The organism is Leptospira noguchii serovar Panama str. CZ214, from assembly GCF_000306255.2.
Taxonomy (GTDB): Bacteria; Spirochaetota; Leptospiria; order Leptospirales; family Leptospiraceae; genus Leptospira; species Leptospira noguchii.
On record NZ_AKWY02000004.1, the window covers coordinates 256,410 to 281,512 of the forward strand.

The window sequence follows — 25,103 nt, forward strand, 5'->3', positions numbered from 1 at the left end:
GTAATTTTTTAGCAGATCGATTTTCAGTATTTTTTCAAAGCAGTCATCTCAATTGGTTTGATTGATAGAATCTATTTTTTTAAATCCAATTTATACATCCTATCGTAAAAAAGTTTTACGGACATCTCCACATTTGAGTGGCTATAACTCGGGGACAAATTATCAAAGGTGAGAATATGGTATCAAAGTCTATTTGCTCAAATTTAAAAATACGTCAGTTATTGACAAAAAAAATTTCTATAAATCCCAAAAGAATAATTATCCGATCAAATTTCTGCGTTAAATCGCTGTTTTGCGACAATATATAGAAGACATCTCAAAAATATCTTAGAATTCGACATTTTAAACAAAAGAGTTGTTGAAAAATTAATTCTCCATCAATTTTCGTTTCATGGAAACAAACGATCGAGCTAGCTTTATTGATCTGAACTATGGAATTTTTCAACAACTCTAAAGATAAAATATTTTTGAAATAGATTCCAATTAAAAATTTATTTGATAGAGGTTCTTTAAAAATAACTTTATGAAAAGTGAATATTTTAAACGAAATAAACAATCTACATTTATGAAATCAATATACGGATTATTCCTAAGCTACTATCACTGGAAAAAGAAAAAATACATGAAAGAAATTCTTGGGTTTCGGGATCTCGAAGTAGAAATCGGAGGGCATTCGATTTATTTTTTGGAAAAAAATCCAGAAAAAAATAAATCGATTCTTTTGATCCACGGTCTTTTAGATTCCGCGACTGGTCTTAGAAAAGTCGCTCCTAAGATCAGGCAAGACTATCGTATTTTGATTCCTGATATTCCCGGTTTTGGAAAAAGTAAACTCCCCAATCTCAAATATTTGTATCAAGTGGACGTTTTTGCGGATTTAATCTATGAATCGATTCGAAAATTGAATCTCAATAATTTAGTGTTAGGTGGTCATTCAATGGGAGCTTTGATCACTATGCACATCGCCCTTCGGGACCGTGAAAAAAGAATTTCCAAACTCGTTTTGATGGCTCCCGGTGGCATCCCTCATCCCCAACGAGACGAGATGAAAGAACTTCTATTTCCTAAAAACGAAGAGGATCTTTTAAAACTCATTGAAGCGTTGTATTACGAAACTCCAAATTTGCCGGGAAAAATTGCCAGAAAAGCCCTCATTCAATCTTGGAATGAACTTCCAAATCAATTTTTAACTATAAATACTCTAGAAAGAGAAGAAGAAATTTTCCTTGGGAAAAAGTTAAGTGCAATTCAAATCCCCTCTCTGATTCTTTCCGGCAAAGAAGATCCAATTACAGATACAACAATGATTAAAAAACTTCATTCTTATTTAAAAAAAAGTAAACTTGTTTTGATTCCAGGTGCAAAACACGCAATTCACATGGAAAAATCGGACGAACTTTCCTGGGAAATTAATCGTTATTTAGATTAAATGATTTCTGTGGAAATCCCAGCAATTTATTAGAAATTCATAAAGTACTATTGTTTAAACCTTTTAAATTGAAGCAAATCTTGTATTAGAGTTTTTGAAAAATTAACCTTCTTCCGTTTTTTCATTAAAACGGGTCAATAAAACCGTTTTGTTAGTCGCAGATTTAGATTTTTTCAACAACTTTGAATAACATGAATTGGGCTATCACGGGCAGGACCGGGCTCTCAACTTTAGTCAATCAGTTGTATGCAGTAAACGTTATACTACATATCATCTTTAATTTCAATAGAACGCGATTTATCGAGTATCCGTAGAAAGCCATAATCTTATACACAAACATTTAGATCTCAATATAAATCTGTCGGAATTACGACAAATCCTCTGTAGAACTTACACACTGCAACGTGATCTGTCGAGCGCCAATAGAAGAGAGAAGCTGAGTTTGAGAGAGCGTTGCATGAGTTTTCCCTAATTTTGGGTGGCAACTCAATGAATTGCTTCCCATGGGTCGCAATTCAGGGTTTTGTTGATCTGAACTATGGAATTTTTCAATAACTCTAAATATATAACCGAATGTCTAAAATCCTGCCTTTGCAATATGGGGAACTACTGCAAATTTTAAAGTGTACCGAAAATTTCTTTAACAGCTCTGATTACGTCTTGAATATCTTCATCCTTCATCCCCGGAAAAAGAGGAATAGAAAGAGATCTTGCATACATCGCATTCGCATTCGGAAAATGTTCTCTTTTAAATCTAAAACGAGAACCATAGAATGGATGTTCATAAAGTGGTATAAAATGAAGACTAGAACCTATATTCCGTTTTTTTAATTCAGATGCAAATATGTCTCTATCCATTTTGCAAGAAGCACGATCTACTTCTACACGGAACAAATGCCAAGAATGTTCACCGTTCGGTGCAGAAAGAGGAAGATGCAAAAACGGTAGGTCGGCAAATTCTTTTTTATAAATTTCGGCGATTGAAATTCTACGTTTCCAAAGTTCATCCGCTTCTGAAAGTTGAACGATTCCAAGAGCCGCAGCCACGTCGGTCATGTTGTATTTAAAACCAGGTGATACCACTTCGTAATACCAACCAGGTCTATCATAAGCCTCTCGGTTAATTCCATGCAAACGCATTAATTTGATTCTTTCGGCAAAGTGAGAATGTTTAGTTGTAACCATTCCACCTTCTCCGGTAGTAATTCCCTTAGTAGCATAAAAACTGAAAACGGTAAAATCTCCAAAAGTTCCGATCTTTCTTCCGTTGTGAACCGCAGGAAAAGCATGGGCCGCATCCTCTATCACATAGAGATCGTATTCTTTAGCAATTTCTAATATACCTTCCATATCGCAGATTACTCCAGCAAGATGAACCGGTAAGATCGCCCTTACAGTCTTTCCTGTTTTTTTATGAAAGAGAGTCCCATTCAGATAAATACATTCCCTTTCGATTGTAGTACGAAGGGTGTCTGGAGTCATAAGATTGAAGATCGGGTCCACATCGGTGAGGATGGGTTCCGCGTCGAAGTAACAGATCACTTCTGCAGTAGCCGTAAATGTAACCGCGGGACAAATGGCCGCGTCTTCACGGCTCATTCCGATCGCCTCAAGTGCTAAGTGAAGTCCGGCCGTAGCTGAATTGAGAGCAAGTGCATAATCGGCTCCGGTATAACGAGCAAATTCTTCTTCAAATTCTTTTACCTTGGGTCCCGAAGTGATCCATCCGGAACGTAGTACGGAAGATACTTCTTCAATGGCTCTTTCGGAAATACAAGGTAGAGCGAACGGGAGAAAGGTTTTGCGTGCTGTGATCATATCGGACATAACCAACCCTCTGGTTCTTCATATATCGGCAGATTTACATTTTTCCTGAGTTGGAAATTCATCCGTAAAACTAAAAATGTGGGAACTAATACAATTTTTAGTTTTCGAATTCATTTTTATCGAACCAAAAATAAGTCTACTTTCCATCACACTTTAAAAATTAAAGAAGGCCGATTATCATATTATGAATCCTTACAAAATTTAATACCTCGAAATTTTATCGCAAAACATCGTTTAAATGCAAAATATTCGCAGATACCCCGTTTTATATAATTTTAAATGGAATCATCTCACTCTAAAAATCGTTCCACAATACTTAGGCTCAACCATAATTAACGCAAGTTCAACGTAAAAAAATCTGGGCGAATCCGGCTTGCCACAGGCAACCGGACCGGGCTCTCAGCTCTGGTCAAGTTATTATGTATTACAGTTATACATTCAATTTTTTTAATATCAATAACTTGACCTCGCATCGATCCCTTTCGCATTAAATCAAGTAATGACGTGGACGATCCCAAAAAGTCGACGTCCAACAAATCGTGCACAATTTAAATCGTTTCACGAAATTTTTACGATAAAAAAAGTTATTCTAAAAAAGTGATAGTTCCCACAGATTTTGTCTCATTTCTGTTATACTGATTTTTTAAATCGTCTTTTTATTGCTAAACTCAAGTGGGAGTTCCCACATTTTATAAATAAAAAGTCAAATCCTGTAGGAGTTCCTACAAAATTCGAATACGATTCCAAGTAAAACTTTGCAGTAAAAACAAATCATAAATCAACTTAAGTCTAAGGATTAATGGCAAACCAACTTAAAAAACGATCGGAAAACCAAGAGGGAAATTTCTATGTAGATTCCACTTGTATCGATTGTGAAACGTGCAGAATCATCGCCCCAAAAACGTTCGCCGAAAAAAACGGAGGCTCTTATGTTTGGAAACAACCAGAGATAGAATCTGAGAAAATAGCTGCACTTCGCGCCCTGATAGCCTGCCCTACCACCTCCATCGGAACGATAAACAGAACAGATTTAAAAGAAGCAAAAGAAACTTTTCCCTCCAAGATAGAAGAAAACGTATATTACTGCGGTTATCATTCTAAAAATTCCTTCGGAGCATTTTCATACTTCATTCAAAGAGAAAATGGAAATATACTCGTGGATTCTCCTCGGTTTGTTTCTTCTTTAGCCGACAAGATCGAATCACTAGGAGGAATCCGTTATCATTTTTTAACTCATCAAGACGACGTGGCCGACCATCAAAAATTTAAGGAAAAATTTGGATGCGACAGAATCATTCACGAAGACGATTTAAGATCGGTACCTTCTGCCGAAATCGTTTTAAAAGGAGAAACCACTTTTGAAATAGATAACGAAGTAAAAATAATTCCAGTTCCAGGACATACCAAAGGACATTCGGTTCTTCTTTATAAAGACCGATTCCTATTTACGGGAGATCATCTCGCTTATGACCCACTAAAAGATCGTTTAATTGCTTTCAAAAATGTATGTTGGTATTCTTGGCAGGAACAAATAAACTCAATGAAAAAATTAAAGAATTATTCTTTCGAATGGGTTTTACCAGGGCACGGTTATCCAGTAAACAAAAAACAGAAAATCATGTTGAATCTTTTAAAAAATTGCATTTCCTGGATGGAAACACGTTAATTGCGATTATATTCTCCAAATCAATAAAGGCATAAAGATAGTACATTATAAAATTCTAATAACTTGTATGAGTTCCCACAAATTAAATCTAAGCCGTAATTTAGGGCCTTTCTTGAGAGATCCCACATTCTAACTTAACATCAATCGGAGCAAGAGATTCATTTTATGAAAACCTGATTTTTACATAAAAATAAATGTGGGAACTCTTACAAATCCAAGTTTTACAGTTGATTTTGAAAATGTCAAACCCCGCTATTTTTTAGCTTTTAAGAAACTAAGATTCATCATCCCCCAAAATGAATGTAAAAACTTTTACTTCTAGAAAAATTTCTTACTGATCCCTATAAAATTGAGTATCATAAATTTTCATCCCAAAGCACTGTTTCAGCGTAAAAAAACTAGGTAACGTGAAATTCATAGAGAAAAGGAAAAAGAATATTCTAAAAGTATGAATTCCTACAATTTTAGAATATGTTCGTAAATCGTAATTTGTAGTAATTCCCGCATTTTAAGTCATATTACAAATTTTTAAACATTTACTTTTGTATGAGTTCCCACATTTTAGGAATCAATCCAAAAAGTTCAAATCTCAACTTTTTTCAGAAAATGGATTTCTTACACCGAACTCACGTTAAGTTAGTGTGAATTCGGTATAACCAATGCGAAAGGGATCGATGCAAGGTCAAGTTATTGGTATTTTATAAAAATTTAATCTGATTCTGGAATTTCACAATAACTTGACCGGAGCGAGAGCCCGGTCCAGCCTTTGCAAACAAAGGCTGGATTCGCCCAGATTTTTTTACGCCGAACTCACGTTAAGTGAATAGCACAACTGCTCTTTCCAAAGTAATCGATTATAGAAATTTTCCTAAGGGTTTAGTTTTTCATTCGGACTATTGTTCGAGCGAAACTCGGAAATATTTGCTCTTCAACAAGATTCGAAAAGGGAATTGTTGGAACAAGGCGGTTACTGAGTTCTTCTTTGGTTCTCTGAAAAGAGAAATGGAATATAATTACTTTTATAAATTTTAAAAAGCAGAAGAATCACTTTTTGATTATATAAATGTTTATTAGAGTTGTTGAAAAATGAATCGCCACTTAGTTTTTGTTTCATGGAAGCGATCGATTAAAGCGATTTTGTTAAACTAAACTATGGGATTTTTCAATAACTCTATTATAATAGACGAAGATCTCAACATTATGAGTCCTTGTTCAGTTTGAAGAAAATACTGCGTAAAAATGTATTCAATAATATGTAACTAGATTATAATCTCTTTAAAACAGAATATAAACCTCACTTTCTTCCTTACGAATTCTATCCCTCAAACTAAAAATCAACTTTTCCGTTTCTTCTCGAAACTGGCTTTCATTTTTTAAAATAGAAGAAGGAAGCAACCAATTAAAATAGTAAGTTTTAAATGAATTTTTCAAATCAACTGTCCGACTTTTAAAACCTTCAGCAATAGAAAGATTATTTTCCAGTTGTAGGTTTTTGATCTCAGGATAGATCCAATTTTCCTCTAAGTTCAAATGGAGTTTTAACCTCGCAGAAAAACTTGCAAGTTCGTGGAGAAGTTCGTCCATATCTTCGGAAATTTCTCCGAGTAATCTTTTTTCAATATCGTTCAGCAACTTCTGAATTTCTGCATATTGAACTTTATAGAACTCTATATTCAAAATTTTCGTTCCTAATCTATAAGATCTTTTTCTACAACTCGTCAGAAATAAATTAGAAGATAAATCCAGAAAGAGGAATATCCTTTCTCAGGCCAAGTGATTAATTTGTTTTATATTCGGAATTTATACGGCTTCTAAAATAAACTTGAAATCGATTTTATTTTAGAAAAGACGATTCAACCTATAACTACAATTTCATTGAAAAAATCTTTAAAATCGTAACCTCTTCTTTCTCTTAGACTTAAAAATTAACTGTAAAGTAAACTCAAGTTTCAGATAAACGAACGCAATCATTTTAACATTTAGAAAGAAAGAGTTTTTTCATACGGAAAAAAATTCTTATCGATTCAATCTATCCATTAAATCAATAAAAAACCGAAATTATTTTTGAACCAAACAATTTGTAAAAAAATCATTTTTCCATGCAAGATTATAATAACATACTTTCTGAATTATAGAACGAACTCCATGGTTACGGTTTGACATGTTAAGATAAAACATATGGGAATCCAGAACCTATCCCCTTCTTTACAAAAATCGTTGTTGTATTTTTCAGATCAATCTACAGAAGGAATTGTTGTTTTAGACCGAGATTGGAAGACCGTATATGCAAATCATAAGTTTCAAAACTTTTGGTCCTTTCCTAACTTCCAAGTGCTTTACGAAAAAATCATCCCACTTCTTAAATCTAAGAAAAAAGAACGTTTAGAAAACGATACGAGCATATCCCATCTTCTTCAAGAAATCGAAGATTCAAAGGATTCGCTTTTAGATGAAACGAACTTTCAACTCCAACTCAGTGTTCATGACTTCGAAGATTCTTATATGATTCGATTTAAACCTCAGCCGAATACTCAACCTAAAATAGAATACGAAACGGGTCATTGGGATCGGAACACAAATCTTCCAAATCAAAAATATTTTTTAAATCATTTCAGAAATCAAATCTCCGAAGAAACACCCTTCCTCGAAGAACATTTTTCTTTTTTAATTTCAATATCCAATCCGGATTCAGTCATATCTCAAGAACAGAATTCTTATTTTGAATCTATTTACGTAAAAGTAGCCGATCGATTGAAGAAACACCTAAATCGAAACGACCATTTATTTAGAATTGAAAGTGACAAATTTTTAATTTCATCCTTACAAGTAGACTCGGAAACCAAAGCGGAATGGTTCGCGGAATGTATTCGAATGCTTTTCGATTTTCCTTTTACTTACGAAGAAAGGGAATTTCACCTTAACGTTAACATAGGTTATACGAAATTCGATTTAAAATTAAGTGCGGACATGAACGCGCTCGGAATTTTAAAGGAAGCGCTCCATCGTTCTTGTTTAATCGGTCCTAATTCTTTATTTTATTATGATCAAAATGCAATCACAACCAATTACGAAAAAGCGAAAATAGAAATCGATCTTAGAAAAGTATTAAACCGAAACGAACTGGAAATACATTTTCAACCAATTATAGATCTTAAAGAAAACCGCTTTTTTTCCATGGAAGCCTTGGTTCGTTGGAACCATCCCGAAAAAGGCAAACTTTTACCGGGTAGTTTTATTTCGATCGCGGAGAGTTCCAGTTTTATCAAAACTATCGGAGAATGGATGATCTGGGAAACGTTTAAATATTATGAAAATTCAATATTAAAATCTGAGAATATTTCCCTTTCTCTAAACATATCCCCAAAACAACTAGGAGATAAAAACATATTTCCTCTTTTAAAAGAAGCGAGCGATTATTATAAAATCCAACCCAATAATATCATTTTGGAAATTGTGGAAGATTCCTTCGATTCTAGGAAATCCCAAATTAGCAAGGTAATCACCTCTCTCAAAGATTATGGATTTAAATTTGCAATAGACGACTTCGGAAAGGGTTATTCTTCCCTAGGAAGACTAATCCATCTTCCGATTGATTACATCAAACTAGATAAGATGTTTTTATTTAATTACTTTCAAACTTCCACACGAGCCGTAATTACTTCTATGGTAAATCTGGTGCAAGCAATGGGCAAATCGATTATCGTGGAAGGAGTGGAAAATGAAACACAACATAATCTTTTGAAAGAGCTCAATTGCGATTTCGGACAAGGGTATTATTATTCTCATCCGATGGAAATTGAACTTGCAGAAAAACTAATTTACAATAAAGTAATTCCCGCTACTTAAAAATATAAATTATATTTTTTGTATTTAGCTCTTATTTTTAAGAGAATTACATTTCAACGTTTCCATTCGGACAGTGTTTTATTAAAAATTTATTCCAAACCTATTTTGGATCTCTTTGTAAAACGTGGTAGTTCCCACAGATTAAGTCTCATTTAGAGATTTTGAAAGTTCCTAAATTGAATGTGAATTTGTTACAAGTCAATTATTACTCGGACACATAAATAGAATACTTAACGTGAATTCGACGTAAGAAAATTGGGGCGAATCGCTCGCAAATTTCATAGTTAAAATGGCTCACGACCGCGCTTTTCGCTCCAATTCCTTCGGAATTTCCGCTACAATCACTTTCGCATTTGTTATGCCGAACTCACGTTACTTAGGTTAAATTATTTCAATAATTTGAATGTTTTTGTTATGCTCTAAAATGTCGCATTTGCGTTGTTTTTTAAATACCTCTATTTTTTTCCAAATTCGACCGTTAAGAACTTAGTATCGTTTTCATACGCCCGAGTAGTAATGTGAGTTCAATCATGATTCATTTTTCTAAAAAAGTTGGATCCGAACCTTGCAGATCGATTCCTAAAATGTGGGAACTCATACTTTTCGAAAATTTTTTCCGCCGAACTCACGGTAAATATGACGTTGATATTTTGCACAATAGACAATTTTTATAGAGAACAAAAATAAATCCGAACTCGAAAATGCTTTTACGTTATCTTCGAAAAAGTAAGACGACTTTATAATATAGTAAAGGTATTCGTCATAATTAGAGTTGTTGAAAAATTAATTCTCCAACTGTTTCCGTTTTATTGAAATAGAAAATGAAGCAGTTTTGTTAAACTCCACTATGGAATTTTTCAACAACTCTATTATAACAACCTTGCTTGCCATGTTTCAAAATGGGATCATTAAGAAAGTGCAAGCGGTTCGACACAGAAAAAAATTTGAGCTGCTTATTCGCAAAGAACTTAAAAACTGTCGAAGGAGTTCTGACGTTACTGAAACTTGTTAAGCGAATTGATTTAAAGATTCATTCTACAATTGTGGTAAAGTAATTATAGCGGTACTCACGAGGTAAGATCGAATCATCCTACAAATACCACGATTAAAAACAAATTGGATCTCAAAAAACATCGACTTACTATTCGTACGCATAAAGACAGAACTAAAAATTAAGAACAATTTGCAAAAATACACAAGTCCTCAAGTTGCATTTAACTCGAAATGATTAGCTTTTTGAAGGAGATCGTTTTTGAAATAAACTCAAGTATAGCATTTGTCTGAGTAGTAAAAATATGGTCTTGAAAAAAGAACGTTTAAAGAAATTCATTCATCCAATCGAGAGTTTTTTTCAATTTAATCTTTTCTAAATTTGATCCTAAAAACTGAAACTGTGCGTTTTTTTCAATTCGTATTCCGGTAGGTAGAACTCCGGTTCTAAACTCAAACATTATTCTTTTATAATTTTCTGAAATATAATTCTCTCCTTGCAAATCAAATATAGAATTATTCAATATTCCTAATATTTCTTTTTCAGAATATAATTCCTGACAAAAATCCCTGATCCCAGCGGAAAGGTCCTGAAAAAGATTTTCCCTTTTTACGTCTCTGATACCGATCACAGGGGGAAAAGTCGCCCTTTGAGGTAAATTTCTCAACCGTTCCACCATATCTTTTACGTTTAATCTCTCCCAATCCACAAATAACAAACCGGGTTCGTATTCCTTAAATTTTTCCGTAAGTGTAGTTAACTCTCTGCAGGGAAATGTTTCCCATCCTAGTATTTTAAGATGAGCACGTATCCTTTGAAACAAAAGCGAATCTGGTCCGATCACAATTGAATTTAATCCTTTTTTTTGAATCAAATTTTCTAGCGGTATATCTACAATTTGAGAAGTTTGAAGATTTAAAAAGTAGTTTAGACCTTGCTGAAATAGTTTTCTTAAAAAAGAAATTTCTATTCTTCCAATCAATATAGGACGTTTAGACCAATCGATTGCAGTTTGTAAAGAATCGATCTCTATGTTTTTGCGAACTACAATTTGTTCAGGGCCAGACTCTGGAAATCTTCCTCCACTTACCCACTCTTGCACTGAAAATTCTTTCCAATCTAAAAGTGAAAACAAAAGTTTCTCTTCCTTTTTTGAAAGTCCATTTAAGAAGATACAATCGAACAGTAGGCTTGCCATGGGTATTTTGCTTGACCGAAGACTTTTTTAGCGAATTCTAGAATTGTGCGATGCGTAAAAGACGCAACCAATTAAAATGAAACTTCTAAAACGATACGCGAATCGAAGACTCTATGATCCTGAGACGAGTAAAACAATCACTCTCGAAGACGTAGCAGAGATGATTATTAAAGGGGAAGAAATTCGCGTGATCGACAATATGTCCGGCTCCGATATTACTCCTAAAATTTTAGGACAAACCTTTTTAAAAGTTTCTCTTGGTCAAAGAAACGAAGAATTTTCAAATTTTATGCTTTCTTCTTTGATTCGCGAAACTGGAAAAGACATAAGTTCTTTGTTCGGCAGATTAGTGTTAGGTGGAATTGGAGCAAATTATCTGACTCGAGATCGTTTAGAAAAAATTCTACAATCTATGATTGCGTTAGGCGAACTCAAACTCGAAACCGCCACCGAATACAGGGACGACCTATTGACCCGTTTAGCAAGTAGAGCATCCGAAAACAAACTTAGAATTCAAGAAGACCTCAAAAAAATAGGTAAAGAACTGGAAGAGTCGGCGGAAACAAATCTACCTTTGGAAGATTTATCCGAAAAAATCCACAAAATCGCAAAAAGCGTAAAAGAAAAGGGCGACTGAAACTTTAAGCCGAAGATTCCGAATACCGATATAATAAGAGAGGGAATTCCATGTTTAAGAATATTTCGATCTCTATCATTTTGTTTTCTATCAGTATTTTGCCTTTATTCTCCTCAGATAAGGCGATAGAATATGCCGATAGAGCTTATTTCGAACAAATCCGTAAACTTGAATCCGGTTCTTACGAAGAAAAAGTAGACGCAGCAGATTATCTCAAGTTCGTAAATAATAAACTCGCGGTCCGACCTCTGATCAATGCACTTCGAGGAAATCCTAAAATTCCTAAGTCTCTCGAAAATCATCCTTATCTCAAATTTACGGTCGCACAGGCTCTTGCAGTAATTGATCACGTAGATGCGATCAAACCAACTATAGAAGAATATAAAAAATTGGAACCCACTATCCAAGAGAAGGATGAACCTTACTTTACTTCAAAAGAAGATTATACAATGGTAATTGCCGCCGGTGAAATTTTAAGAACGATCGGAAGTTATCCTTATATGAAAGAATCCGAAGAAGTTTTGGTAAACGCATTAGGTCATTCTAACTATTATATCCGTGCCTCCGCAGCGGACGGATTAAAGTATATGAACCGAAAGGAAACTGTAAACTTTTTAGTTTCTACCTTAGAAAAAGAAAAGAACGAGTTTACCAAGGCCGCAATTTTAAACGCAATCGTTAATATTATGAAAGTTGCAGATAAAAGTTTTTATAGTCTCTGCGATATGTTAAAAAGCGAGAATCCTTCGGTTCGTTATCGCACTTCAATGGCGCTAGGAGAAGTGGATTTAAAAGCCGCAGAGTTTTATCTTCGTCAGGCTCTTTTAGTAGAAGATAAACAAAACGTCAGAGATCAAATCCGTAAGGATTTGGCGTCCGTTCTAGGTTTTAAATTACCTACAATTTCCGTAATTTTTGCGGAATAGTAAAAATTCAATTTTGAAATGGCTCTTATAAAAGAGCAAAATTCCATTTAAACTTTTGGATTTTATAAAATTAAATCCAAAAATAAAGTCTTCACTATTTTTGGGAAATTTCATAAAATGAATTTTTTATGAAATAGAGTTGTTGAAAAATGAATCTCTATATGTTTCTGTTTTACGAAAACGGTCGGCTGAAGCAGTTTTGTTAATCTGACTATAGAATTTTTTTAAAAACTCTAATGATTAATGATCGCAGAACAGCGATTTTACAAACAGATTTTAAAATTGTAGGAATTCCTATTTTTAGAAAATTCTTTCTAATTCTCTCTACGAATTCATGCTATAAGATTCTATGTATTTGATTTCGAAATAAAAACTTTGTAAGTGGTGGGAGATACTGGGATCGAACCAGTGACCTCTACCATGTCAAGGTAGCGCTCTAACCAGCTGAGCTAATCCCCCTACAGGTTGTTTCCCAGAATTTGTTTTCCTTCTAATTCGTAAAGAAGATTCGTTTCTATATCTTAATTTTAATAAACCTTTAATTTAAAGTGAGTTCGACGTAAAAAATCAGAGGGAATCCGCTCTCAGCTCTGGTCAATAAATTGTAGTTTCAATTTATTATAGAAGCGAAACACTGAGTTTGTGAGAGCGTTCTGCTGAACGCCCTCACATCAATCTCCTTCGCGTTAATTTATAGCTTTTTTTAAATTCTACGTTTTGGATCAATTTCAAAAACAGCATTCTCGATATCAATATTCTTCATGAAATCGCCGTTTTGTGGTTATTCTAGAAAAAAATTTTTTATAGAAACTCTTTTAAAACAAACCAAATTAAAATAGGGCGAGCCTAAAGTATTGATTGAATCGACTTCAAAAATAAATTCCTTATTCTACTGACAGCTATATAAAGGAATCCTTAATATTTACATAAACGCGCTTTTACAAAAAAATCCGTGTATTCTGTTATATAAATTCCCCGTAACAAAGTATCTTTTAAAGTAAGTAGAATATTTTTGAGGCAACTTTAAAATTTAATGAGTTGTTGAAAAATTAATTCTCCATCCCTTTTTGTTTCATAGAAACTGTCGATTAGAGCAATTTTGTTAAGCTGAGCTATGAAATGTTTCAACAACTCTAATCTATTCTTTCAAGATTGAAAAGTCAAAAAACTAAAATGATTAGCAACATGAATCGAATGAGCCAAATCATATTCCTCTTTGGTCAATGTTCCGTATGCAAAATGAGGTTTTAATTCTCCTTCATACGATTGAAATTTAAGAATCGCTTCTCGTAAAATTGAAATACTTTCTTTCCAATCAGTATCGGTTCGAATTTCCTTAGCTCCTGGAACTGGGGCTTCTAAATCATGAGACATTTTTTGAGAAAATGCAAATTTCAAGAAAACGAGTCTTCCAATTGTATTCTGAAAAAGTTTACTTTTATTTTCCGGATAACCTTGAATTGAATATTCTATCGACTGCGCACAGTGAAGAAAAACTTTCCCAGCATCCCAGGTTCCGTATCCTTGAATCGAATTCAATTTTTTGAATATTTCAAGTTCATTTAATACTTGAGAGAGAGAAACAAAGGACAGATTTTTGTTAACAACTCCCTTAGGTTCAGAATTACACCTGACAACATTCGTTCCTGCGCCAATAAGAATAAAAAACTTTAAGGAAGAATGTAAAAATTCTTTTCTATTTAACTTTTGCATATCGAAGTCCTATTATAATTTTTAGGGAAAGGTTTTTGCAAATCTAAATCGACAAATTTCTTAAATCATTTTAAATATTTTTAAGAATCCGATCTATTATTTTGAAAGAAATTCCAGTTTTAAAAACAAAATTTCAGATATTTTATTAAGAACTTGTCCCAAAGCCCAAAAAATTTTTACGCGATCATTCTTTAGAAATTTTTAATAAACTGCAGTAGTTCCCACATTTTATGAAACTAAAGCAAACACCTGTTTAGGTTTTGGGATAAGTTCTTAGGTGAGCAGTACGTAAGAAATTCATTTTTCTGAAAAAAGTTAAGATCTGGTTTTATAGATCAATTTCTAAAATGTGGGAACTCATACTGTTTAAAAATTTGTAGGAATTACCACAAATCGCGATTTTACGAACCAATTCTTAAATTGTTAGAAACTCACATTTTTGGAAAACCCTTTTTCACTTTCTTACGCAGAACTCACGTTTATTATATAGTTCTGAATAAAATAAATTTTATCTTCATCTAATTTATAAATCTATAAAAAACAATTTGAGACTGCAAATAATCCTCTAAAAAAATAGATCTGAACGTTTTGCATCGATTCTCAAAATTTTAAAACGGTTTATAACTTTTATCAGAATCTCTCCGATAAAAATTTAAGAAATATTTCCGCATTTAAATTGTTTGGTTATAAAACCGAATAAAGTTTTTTTAAAGAACATCCTTCTTTCAATTTGCAGTAGTTTTTACCGAGTTTTTAAAATACGTTAAAAAATATTCAAAAATATGTTTCTTTGGTTTCAAAAATTGGCCCTTGGTGACTTTTGGAATTTGCACGTTAGTGACGTTTAGATTTTTTTAAGAATCTAAAAATTATTTTTAGAATTTTTGCATTTCACGATTAACAGAGATTTTTCTATAATTTGGGAGGAAATTAAAATTCTTATACAACTCAATTCTAGCAAAAAACTAAATTTAAGAAATCGTATTTTTTTTCAGGAATTACAAATTATAATTTTCAAAAAATAAAAAACGGGCAAAAGCCCGGAAATATTTTGTTATAACTGATACAGGAGAAAACTACACGCTAAGATAAACATAAAAGTGTGTATTCAAAGAAATGTTTGCGGGCTTTTCTCTACAAATATTTCTTCATTATAGATAAAAAGTTTTTGGAGAAAACAGGAGTAAAAACAACAAAAGGAATTGGATGTGCAAGAAGTTGAATATTATTCTTTAGCGGCGACATTGTATCTTATGATCGCCGCATTCGGGATTTTCAAAAAAAACAAACAAAAAAATATCGGGACCCCAGTACTGTTTTTTTTAATGGCCTGTGCTTTTTGGTCTTTTACGGCTACGGTTTTTATTTCGGAAAACGTTCTCGCAAAGAAGTTAGCCCAATATTTTTACGCTTATTTTTCAATGGCGACTGCTTTCTTTTTTATGAATTTCGTGACAAATACGAAGAAAAAAGATTTACCGTATATTTATTCTGACTTTACCACACTTCGAAAACTTCTTCTTCGCAGCTTTGCTTCCACCGCTGCAATCGTAGTTCTTTGGGACTTATTTGATGAATTCAAAATTCCTAATATTTCAGAAATAGTTTCTTTGGGAATTCTTCTATTTTTCGTTTATCTTTTCTTCCAAACCCTAGTTCTTTTATTTTCTTCTAAAAACAAGGATATATTGTTAAAAATTCTTCCGTCCATCGGTCTATTACTAGTCATCAAGCTTACAGAAGTATTTCGTTATTTCGAAGGTTCTAAAGTTATGGAGCCGATCCATACGTTCCATTATTACTTTTTAATTCTTTCTCCGATCATCCTGAGCGAATGTATTTCTATAATCTCCTCGGATATTCAAAAAACCCAAAACAAATTTCTGTTAGACGATTCCACAAAAAACGAAGTAGACAAAAATCTTTCCCAAAGAGATTCCACTCAGGAAAAAAGATCTCTTTTAGAAGATCTGAATATTGAAAAAGTAGAAAGTAAACTCGCAGAATTGATGCAAAGTGAAAAGGTTCATCTAGATGAAGAACTTAGACTTCCTTCCTTAGCGTCAGAAATGGGTCTTTCTGTACATCACCTTTCTGCTTTTTTAAACGAACATATGGGAATGAATTTCAATACTTTTATCAATCATCATCGAGTGAAAGAAGCAAAGGTTATGTTGCTTGAAGAACCGGATCGTTCCATTCTTTCGATTGGGATGGCGGTAGGTTTTAGCTCTTCTTCCGCATTTCACAGAGCTTTTTTGAAAGAGACCAAAAAATCTCCAAAAGCTTTCAGAGAAGAGAATCTCCCCAATTATAAAAGTAAGGAAGATGAAATGGAGAACTTGGATCCAAGATACTCTCATTCAATCTAAGAATTGTGCCAAAATCCATTTGTAATTGAATTAAAACGAAGTAGTTCCTACAAATTTAAGTTTTAAATCAAATTTAAAATCTCGTTTCGTATAAATTTCTAAACGTTTCGAGGATTTTAAATCCGATTGGTACTAAATAAGTCTGGGCGGGTTCAGATCCGCTCCATTTTTTCACGCAGAAAAGTAGAAAAATAAATTCTATCGAAAACACTCCCAAAGTCCTAAAGTCGCCCGATAATAAAGCTTTGTGGAGTTTCCAAGGTCGCCGTCCAGAAAAACGAATAATAACTTTATAAAATCAAAATATTCTAAATAATTTTATTTCGGCCAAAGAATTCATGATTGTTTTTCTGAAAAGAACTTTGCAGATCAATCTCAAATGTGAAAACTACTGCAAATCATGATTTTACAAACAAATTCTGAATTTGTAGGGACTTATACTTTTAGAAAATTCTTTCTCATTTTTTTTATGCCGAACTTTCATTAAAAAATAAAATTGTTGAAAAATTGCATAATGGCAATTAACAAAACTGCTTCAATTGACCGTTTCTATCAAAGAGACACTGTGAAGGATTCATCTTTCAATAACTCTAATATTTCAATCTGGTAATAATCTCAAAATGGGAACCTCATGCAAAATTCGATTTTTACTTCGAACTATATAATAGAATATTAAAATTCTATTAAAGCGGATTTCACTACAAGTCATCTTAAAAATATTTTATTTTTGCTTAAAATGTAGATTCTGATTATTCTAAGAACTTATCCCAAAACCTAAAAGAATTTATGCGATAATTTTTTAGAAATTTTTACTAAAATGCAGTAGTTCCTACAAATTAAGTCTCATTTGATAATTTGCGAACTTTCAAGCAGTTTTAATCTCGTTGAATTTTCATAGTAGTTCCCACATTTTGTGTAACTCAGCAAACACCTCTATGGATCGGTATTTAGGATTTGAAAAACAAGTTCTAAAATATTTTTGAGATAGCTTGCAAGATATTCTTTTTGTAACGCCCTTGGATAAGAGTTCCTTTTTATAAATTCCAGTAGTAGTTCAAAATCGCAACAACATGTTTCTAAATTTTTAATATACAACTTTCAGCGTAAATCTTATGAATGAGAACGACTTCTTCCTATTATCGTATATAAACCTTTCGCTACCGTTTGAAGCATTCTAGTCATAACTCCTTTCAATTTAATTTTAAGAAATAATTCTAAAACGAGTTCTTTAAGTGCAAGATCAAATGGTAAATTATAATTGTTCCATAAAATCGTAAAATGAAACGGATAACTTTGTTCTGGTTTATTCTGAGAATTAGGGGCGAAATGAATCAGAGTACCTTCTACAATCGTTTCATCCTGATTGATATGTTTAAATTCCACATAAATTCGAACCCTATTTTTAAGAAAAGGAAGAGGAATTACCTGCAACCCGGCAAGTTCAGACCAGGTGATGTCGTTTAAAGATAAAAACCCTCTCGTTTCCCCGCCTAAAACTCCTATCTTGAGTGTCCCTCTTTTTCCAAGTCTACAAAACCCGCTTTTAGTCCTGAAAAGAATTTCAAGAGGAGAACCGGAATCCATATATCCGCCTTCAATCGATATATCGTGCAATTGAATTGAATAAGTAGGGGTTAAAGTTTTATCCACGATGGAAATCGATCCATTTTCTATTTTCATATTTTGGAATACGATTTTTCCCCGTTTAGGCATCAATCCTATTTTTTTCTGGGGACTTATTATGTTTGTGTAATCCATATGAAAATTTTTGAATATACAAAAAGGGATACTCAGCTTACCCTTAAAAAGCGAAAAAAAATCTATCTTTAAATTTAAAAAAGAAACCCTTGCATATACTTGATCCGTTTTTAATATTCCCGGAAATTCGATCGTACAGTTTTTAGAGATTACGTAAAAAATAGGTAAAAGTATTCCGGAAGAGATCCATTTGAACTTAAAATGTCGGAAGGAAAAAAAATTAATCAGAAGTTGTAATACAGGACCAGATACTAAAAACTGTAAACCCGTATATACAATTAAAAAATAAAATAACGCCTCCCAAATCCAATTCATAAGGATTTTACCCGCAGGAAGGTCATCACGTGGAACGTTATGCACTCTTTTTGGATGGAAAAATTTTCGGTTTTAAAAAAAACCGAAAAGAAAAAAAGATCGTTGAGATACTTACTTCTTTTTTTCAAGAATTCTATTTTCAATATTCTTCTTATCCATAGACGAAATTTCGAGTTCCTTTGCAAGATCGTCTAAAAATTCTCTTTCCTTTTTAGTCAGAGCCCCATCCATTGAAACAATTACGCAAGCATCTTCATAAAAACCAGCCGCCATAATCGGATTTCCTTCCGAAAAATTACGAACCGTTTTTACCGGAAGAGGATTTTCAAATACTTCCGATAACTCTCCGATGATAGAAGTTTTTTCGCTCTGATGATCAAAGAAGATACAACCTTCTTCGAAAAGCGCTTTTACCATCTGTCCGACAAGACTTCCTTCTTTTTGATGAAAGATTCCGTCGGCCATACAGGAATAAGACCAGATGCTAACTAGAACCTTTGCATAGTTCATCTTTAGATGGAATATCTCCTGCTCCGGGTTCATTTCTTCTCTGAACTTCTCATAGAATTCATGCCCCGGCAGAACTTTACTTGCAAGGGATGAAAGATTTTCCATTGGCATCGGTGGTTCCTCCAGGTTTTCAGAAAATTCTATCCGAACCATTGATTTTGCAATGAAAATCCGAAAAGAAAGACGTTGATTTTGACCTAAATTTTAAGAACCTGACTTTTGTGAACTTTTCTTCATCTTATAGAAAAATACTAGTCACTTCGGCTCTTCCTTATGCAAACGGTCCAATTCATTTAGGCCATGTATTAGAAGGAATTCAAACAGACATTTGGGTTCGGTTTCAAAGGGCAATCGGAAACGAATGTTATTTTTTTTGTGCAGACGACACACACGGAACCCCTGTGATGTTAGCAGCGCGTAAAGAGGGAATTACTCCCGAACAACTGATCAAAAAAGTTGGACAAGAACATTATAGAGATTTAACTTCTTTTGGAATTGAATATGATCATTATGATTCCACACATTCCAAAGCAAATCAAGAAATTTCCAAAGATATTTATCTGAAGCTAAAATCGAAAGGTCATATTTCGAGAAAAAGTATAGAACAGTCTTACTGCGAAACAGATAAGATGTTTCTTCCAGATCGTTTTATCAAAGGCACTTGCCCCAATTGTAAATCCAAAGATCAATACGGAGATAATTGCGAAGTTTGTGGTGCCACTTATAGTCCTAAGGATCTGATCGATTCTCATTGTTCTTTATGCGGAACTTCTCCAGTGGCTAAGAATTCGGATCATATATTTTTTAAATTGGGAGATTTTCATAAAACAGCTGAAAAATCGACTTCATCAGAAACTATAAACCCATCCCACCTAAAAACTGATTTTGATTTACAATCCTGGATAGAAACGAGCGGAGTTGTTTCCGAATCCGAAGGTGTTAAAAAGAAGTTGAAAGAATGGTTCGATGCAGGACTACAAGACTGGGATATTTCCAGAGATGGCCCTTATTTTGGTTTTGAAATTCCAGGAGAAACGAATAAATATTTTTACGTTTGGTTAGACGCTCCCATAGGTTATATGGCTTCTTCCAAAAATTTCTTTGAAAAGAATTTTCCAAACGAACCGAATAAGTTTGATTCTTTTTGGAAAGATAAAAGCTCAGAGATCGTCCACTTTATTGGTAAGGATATATTATATTTTCATACTTTATTTTGGCCTGCTATGTTAGAAGGCAGTGATTATAGAGCTCCTTCGAAAGTTCACGTTCACGGTTTTATCGGTGTCAACGGCGAAAAAATGTCCAAATCCAGAGGAACGTTTATAAAAGCAGAGACGTTTATAAAACATTTAGACCCTGAACATCTTCGTTTTTATTTAGCCGCTAAATTAGGTCCCGGAATGGACGACATTGATCTTTCTTTTGAAGACTTCGTAAATAAAATAAATTCGGACCTTGTGGGAAATTTGATCAATTCCGTTTCCAGAGTTTCTACTACGATTTTAGACGCGTTAGACAGAACATTAGGAGTTATTTCCAAAGAAGGTCTTGCTTTAATCGAAGAGATCATTACTCAATCAATAAAATTTGGTTCTGGAGAAGATTCGATTCAAAACATTATAAAATACGCATACGAACAAAGAAATTACGCTAAAGTTTTGAGAGAAATTACACGTCTTGGAGATAGGGTAAATCGTTATGTCAACGATAATGCTCCGTGGAAGCTCATCAAAGAAAATCCTGAAAAAGCAAGAGAAGTTGTAACTGTAACCTTAAACGCGAGTCGTTTTCTTGCAATCTATCTTTATCCTGTAGTTCCTAAAATTTCAGAACAGATTTATAAGTTATTGAATTTACAAGATTCTCCTTCGTTTAAGGATTTAGATAAAAATAGAATATTAGAAAAAATAAAAATAGCTCCGTACAAAATGATTTCCAAACGTGTGGATGAAAAGGCGATCAAAGTTATGTTAGAAGAAAATAAACAATCGGAACATTCTAAAATAGTAGAAACTTCTGGAAATCAAGTTCAAGAAGAGAGACTTGAAATTTCGATAGATGACCTTTCTAAAGTAGAATTGAGAGTGGGCCAAATTGTGGAAGCGGGCCCGGTAGATGGCGCCGATAAACTCGTAAACGTAAAAGTGGATTTAGGTGAACTGGGAATCAAAAACGTTTTTGCCGGAATTAAAGTCGCTTATCAACCAGAAAATTTAAAAGGTCTAAAAGTTGTAGTCGTTGCCAATCTAAAACCTAGAAAAATGAAATTCGGAATTTCCGAAGCCATGTTGCTCGCTTCCGGCGAAGGAGAATCTTTGAGTTTATTTGTACCTCATAAGGACGCTAAACCAGGAGATCGATTAAAATAAGCGGCTGTGGGACGTTATTTAGATTTATTTATATAAGTCTATATCCTTTGCCTATATAAATCTACATTCGAAATTTAGAATATATTTTTGAGAATAGGATGAACTTGCATGCACAAGTTCTATACTGAGGGTCGAATTGTAAAACATAGTTTCAGAAATACCAATCATATCATAATTCTATAAAATACCGACCTACAACTGCTTTCCTAAAAATCTCAAGTGGCTTCACATTTTACTGTCTTATTTGTTGTAAGATTTTTATTTTAACGTAAATTCGATGTAAGTGATTCGTTTTATAAAACCAAATCTTTTCGTAAAAATAATTTGTGGGAACTACTGCAAATTACGATTTTACAAACAAATTCTAAAATTGTAGGAACTCATACTTTTAGAAAATTCTTTCTTACACCGAACTCATGTTAATTTAAAAATCGATTTCGAAAGCAAAACTGCTAAATTTGTATTAGTTCCCACATCTAAAAATTCTAAGGTTAGTTCTTACTAAAAGAATTCAATATTTTTTAATGAAACAGTTTTTACGATGAAAATCTATCTTACTCAATTTTATAGAAATCAATAGTTGTTCCGACAAACAACTGAAAACAAAAAAGAGTTGATTCTTTTTAAAATAAAACTCGGACAGACCATCATTCAAAATAAACACAATAGAATTTACTCCTTTCGGATTATACAAAAACTTGTAACAGGTTCTTGCAGTTTAACTTTCAATCCAGTAAACTTTAAGTTCTAGAATAAATTCAAAATAAGATTACGAAAAAATGAAAATTCGGATTGTATGTTTTAATCAAAATCAGAATATTCCATTTCGGAAAACAAAACAATAAGACAAACTCTGGAACTCATTCATCATATGCCTTTACAATTAGATATAACCTACAGTTTTCAAAGACTCTTAGAAAAGAGTAAAAACGTAGACGGACGACTCGTCTCGAGACAACTCACACATATTGTAGATTCTTTTATACTCTCCAAGTTTGAAAGTTCAAAAGTCGGATTAAAATCCGGAGACGAACTCTGTATCGTTGCAATGGGAGGGTATGGAAGAATGGAAATGGCACCTCATTCCGATATCGACCTGCTGTATTTACATAACGGAATCAAAGAAGAAAGATTAGAAACGATCATTTCCAAGATCAACACTTATCTATACGATTCCGGAAAAGAAGTCGGACATTCCTGTAGAACGATCAAAGAATGTTTTCGATATTTAGATGATATGTCTACTTATCACGCTTTTTTAGACGCCCGTTTTCTTGCCGGATCAAAATCTTTATTCGAAAAGTTTAAAACGAATTTTCTGGAAAAACTTCCAGTAAAATTAACAAAACGTTATAATGAAATCAAAGAAGAAATTTTAACCTCTCGGTTTCTCAACGAAGAACGTCCAATTTTGTTAAGCGAACCAAATCTAAAAACGGATCTTTGCGGACTTCGAGACATACAATATATGTTTTGGATGGAAAAACCATTTCGCAACCTTCCGTCTTTAAGTGGATTATCCATACTTCCCGCTTTTCAAAGGGGAGAAGTTCAGCTTCTACAGGAAGCTTATGATTTTATTCTACGCGTAAGAATTGCAATGCATACGGTCACTTCTAGAAAAACGGATCGATTGGATCTAAATCTTCAACAAGAAGTCGCAGAGTATTTAGGTTACGGCAAAAAAGAAGAACTCTCTTCTGTTGAAAAATTTATGCACGTATTATATCGCCATCAGAAAAATATCTACTTTATCATTCGCATTTACTTAGATTCTATTCTCGAAAAAAGAGGAAGCTCAAAAGGAGAACGCTTTTCCTACGAAGATCTTAATTTTTTTAAAATAGGAGATACCGTTTTTCCTCCGGTAACAGGAACCTTATTTACAAATCCGCATACAATTTATAGAGACGTTATGCGTTCTTTTAGAATGATTCAGGAAAAAAATCTACAAGTTTCCGGAACTTTATTAAACGAATTTAGGTTTGCGTCAAATTTTTTAGACGATGACTTTAAGTATTCATCCGAAGTAAATGAGGAATTTTTAAAAATCCTGAGAACTCCTTTTCGAAGAGGAAAAATTTTGAAGTTAATGCACGAATCAGGAGTTTTAGGAGCGATTTTACCAGAATTCGGCGCCTGTACCAACTTCCCTCTGTTCAGTTATCACCACGAATACACTGTGGACGAACATACATTATTAATTTTGCATGAACTCGACCTTTTAGATCAAGGAGAATTTCAAGACGAGGAAATTCAAAAAACCTACAACGAATGTTCCAAGATTGAACTTTTGGCGCTTGCAATTTTATTACACGACGCCGGTAAAGTAAAAGAAGGAGACCATTCCGAATACGGAGCAGAACTAGTTATATCTCTGGGAGACAGATTAGGACTTGACGAAGAAGATACTGACTTGTGTCGCTTTTTAGTAGAAAAACATACTATCATGTCGGAATTAAGTTCTAAAAGAGATATAGGTGATCCAAAATTAATCCTCGATTTTGCAAGAATTGTAGGAAGCAGAGAAAGATTAAGAAAACTTTATATTCTTACCGTAATAGACACTAAGTCTGTCGGGACCGGAGTACTTACCAATTGGAAAAGTGCAATTTTAAACACACTCTATCAAAATACAATTCCCTATCTTGCAGGAGATTCCAAAGATAATTTCGAAGAAACAGGACCTACTCGAGAGATTCAGTTAGAAAATCTAAAAAATTATTTAATCTACAAAGAAGATTTAAGTGAAGCGATCTCTCGATCCATTGTAGAGTTCGCCAACCAAGTTGCTCCATCTTCTTATCTAAATACGGTATCTAATCGCAAAATATTAAGAAATTTTAAATCGATTGGAACACTAGCACAAAATCCTGTTCTTATAACAATCTTTGAAACGGAACAAGATCCAGCGTTTGTTACAATTGATGTAGTTACATCAAATCAGCCGGAAATACTTTTAGATCTATCTTGTGCCATTTCTTCCGAAGGACTGAGTCTTTTAGGAATGAAAAGTTATACTCTCGAAGAATATTGGATCACAACGGTTCAATTGACCGATTCTACTGGGGGAGGAAACATTCCACAAGGTAAACTAGATCGGATCGAAAACAAACTCAAATCCATCTCGTCTGGAAATTTAAAACGTGAAAGTATCGCGTTCCAGAGAACGGATTGGAACCCTAGAAAACCAACGCCTGAAAGTATAGTCAATCGTTCCGTTCAATTTTATAACGAGGATCTTCCAGACGTAACAATTATGGAAGTTAGAATGCCAGATGTTGTAGGTCTGGTTTATAGAATTCTTCAAATCATTCTTTATCTAGATCTTAAGGTTCGTTACTTGAGAGTTTCAACAAGCGCCGACTACGCGTACGATTCTTTTTATCTTCAAACATCTAATGGCTGTAAACTGGAAGATCAGAGTTTACTCTTGAAATTAAAAGAAAAAATTCTTACCCTCCAGCTTGGGGAAAAAATATTAGAAGAAGTTTCTATTACTTAAACGGAAAATCATTTCTTAATTTATAAACTAGAATACAAAAT

General features: G+C 33.5%; 14 protein-coding genes, 1 tRNA gene and 2 pseudogenes. 9 read left to right on the forward strand and 8 right to left on the reverse strand.

Annotation, left to right across the window (positions count from 1 at the left end; genetic code table 11):
- Positions 1-565 precede the first annotated feature (565 nt).
- On the forward strand, positions 566-1,429 hold the full coding sequence (locus LEP1GSC059_RS02695) for an alpha/beta fold hydrolase (protein WP_036056936.1): 864 nt from the start codon (positions 566-568) through the stop codon (positions 1,427-1,429).
- Between the two features lie 618 nt (positions 1,430-2,047).
- On the opposite strand, the gene LEP1GSC059_RS02700 is transcribed toward LEP1GSC059_RS02695, so the two are convergent.
- Together LEP1GSC059_RS02700 and LEP1GSC059_RS24810 are read right to left on the reverse strand one after the other, a co-directional pair.
- Positions 2,048-3,256 (reverse strand): DegT/DnrJ/EryC1/StrS family aminotransferase, encoded by a 1,209-nt coding sequence (locus tag LEP1GSC059_RS02700; protein ID WP_017215259.1) that lies wholly within the window; start codon positions 3,254-3,256, stop codon positions 2,048-2,050.
- Between the two features lie 285 nt (positions 3,257-3,541).
- Positions 3,542-3,729, reverse strand: a pseudogene (locus tag LEP1GSC059_RS24810) (hypothetical protein).
- 326 nt (positions 3,730-4,055) lie between these two features.
- Between LEP1GSC059_RS24810 and LEP1GSC059_RS02705 the strand changes: the two are divergent.
- Entirely contained in the window at positions 4,056-4,922 is an 867-nt protein-coding gene (locus LEP1GSC059_RS02705) for an MBL fold metallo-hydrolase (RefSeq protein WP_002177602.1), read from the forward strand.
- An 831-nt stretch (positions 4,923-5,753) separates the two neighbouring features.
- A pseudogene (locus LEP1GSC059_RS22740) lies at positions 5,754-5,951 on the forward strand (IS3 family transposase); the annotation flags it as partial.
- A gap of 246 nt (positions 5,952-6,197) precedes the next feature.
- Here the strand turns inward: LEP1GSC059_RS22740 and LEP1GSC059_RS02715 are convergent.
- The gene (locus LEP1GSC059_RS02715) at positions 6,198-6,599 is read right to left on the reverse strand and encodes a hemerythrin domain-containing protein (RefSeq protein WP_002177616.1); all 402 of its coding nucleotides are present in this window, start codon (positions 6,597-6,599) and stop codon (positions 6,198-6,200) included.
- A gap of 501 nt (positions 6,600-7,100) precedes the next feature.
- On the opposite strand from LEP1GSC059_RS02715, the gene LEP1GSC059_RS02720 reads away from it, so the two are divergent.
- Entirely contained in the window at positions 7,101-8,768 is a 1,668-nt protein-coding gene (locus LEP1GSC059_RS02720; RefSeq protein WP_017215258.1) for a GGDEF domain-containing phosphodiesterase, read from the forward strand.
- 1,316 nt (positions 8,769-10,084) lie between these two features.
- On the opposite strand, the gene LEP1GSC059_RS02725 is transcribed toward LEP1GSC059_RS02720, so the two are convergent.
- Positions 10,085-10,957 carry a hypothetical protein gene (locus LEP1GSC059_RS02725; RefSeq protein ID WP_017215257.1) on the reverse strand — a complete coding sequence of 291 codons (873 nt, stop codon included), beginning with the start codon at positions 10,955-10,957 and terminating at the stop codon, positions 10,085-10,087.
- 76 nt (positions 10,958-11,033) lie between these two features.
- Here LEP1GSC059_RS02725 and LEP1GSC059_RS02730 point away from each other — a divergent pair, with 76 nt between their 5' ends.
- Entirely contained in the window at positions 11,034-11,594 is a 561-nt protein-coding gene (locus LEP1GSC059_RS02730) for a polyhydroxyalkanoate synthesis regulator DNA-binding domain-containing protein (protein ID WP_002177612.1), read from the forward strand.
- A 50-nt stretch (positions 11,595-11,644) separates the two neighbouring features.
- Entirely contained in the window at positions 11,645-12,520 is an 876-nt protein-coding gene (locus LEP1GSC059_RS02735; RefSeq protein WP_002177618.1) for a HEAT repeat domain-containing protein, read from the forward strand.
- Positions 12,521-12,902: 382 nt separating this feature from the next.
- On the opposite strand, the gene LEP1GSC059_RS02740 is transcribed toward LEP1GSC059_RS02735, so the two are convergent.
- Both LEP1GSC059_RS02740 and LEP1GSC059_RS02745 read right to left on the reverse strand, forming a co-directional pair.
- Positions 12,903-12,979 (reverse strand) — tRNA-Val (locus LEP1GSC059_RS02740).
- A gap of 687 nt (positions 12,980-13,666) precedes the next feature.
- Positions 13,667-14,233, reverse strand: coding sequence for a DUF1569 domain-containing protein (locus LEP1GSC059_RS02745; RefSeq protein WP_002179150.1), 567 nt, complete (start codon positions 14,231-14,233; stop codon positions 13,667-13,669).
- 1,208 nt (positions 14,234-15,441) lie between these two features.
- On the opposite strand from LEP1GSC059_RS02745, the gene LEP1GSC059_RS02750 reads away from it, so the two are divergent.
- Complete coding sequence (locus tag LEP1GSC059_RS02750; RefSeq protein WP_017215255.1) at positions 15,442-16,605, forward strand: helix-turn-helix domain-containing protein; 1,164 nt, start codon at positions 15,442-15,444, stop codon at positions 16,603-16,605.
- Between the two features lie 1,110 nt (positions 16,606-17,715).
- Here LEP1GSC059_RS02750 and LEP1GSC059_RS02755 read toward each other — a convergent pair.
- Positions 17,716-18,678 (reverse strand): hypothetical protein, encoded by a 963-nt coding sequence (locus LEP1GSC059_RS02755; protein ID WP_002179273.1) that lies wholly within the window; start codon positions 18,676-18,678, stop codon positions 17,716-17,718.
- Between the two features lie 111 nt (positions 18,679-18,789).
- A complete protein-coding gene (locus tag LEP1GSC059_RS02760) occupies positions 18,790-19,293 on the reverse strand; it encodes a tellurite resistance TerB family protein (protein ID WP_375516328.1) in 504 nt (167 codons plus the stop codon).
- A gap of 116 nt (positions 19,294-19,409) precedes the next feature.
- On the opposite strand from LEP1GSC059_RS02760, the gene metG reads away from it, so the two are divergent.
- A complete protein-coding gene (gene metG / locus LEP1GSC059_RS02765) occupies positions 19,410-21,557 on the forward strand; it encodes a methionine--tRNA ligase (protein WP_017215251.1) in 2,148 nt (715 codons plus the stop codon).
- Between the two features lie 871 nt (positions 21,558-22,428).
- Positions 22,429-25,062 (forward strand): bifunctional uridylyltransferase/uridylyl-removing protein GlnD, encoded by a 2,634-nt coding sequence (locus tag LEP1GSC059_RS02775; RefSeq protein WP_017215249.1) that lies wholly within the window; start codon positions 22,429-22,431, stop codon positions 25,060-25,062.
- Positions 25,063-25,103: the final 41 nt, after the last annotated feature.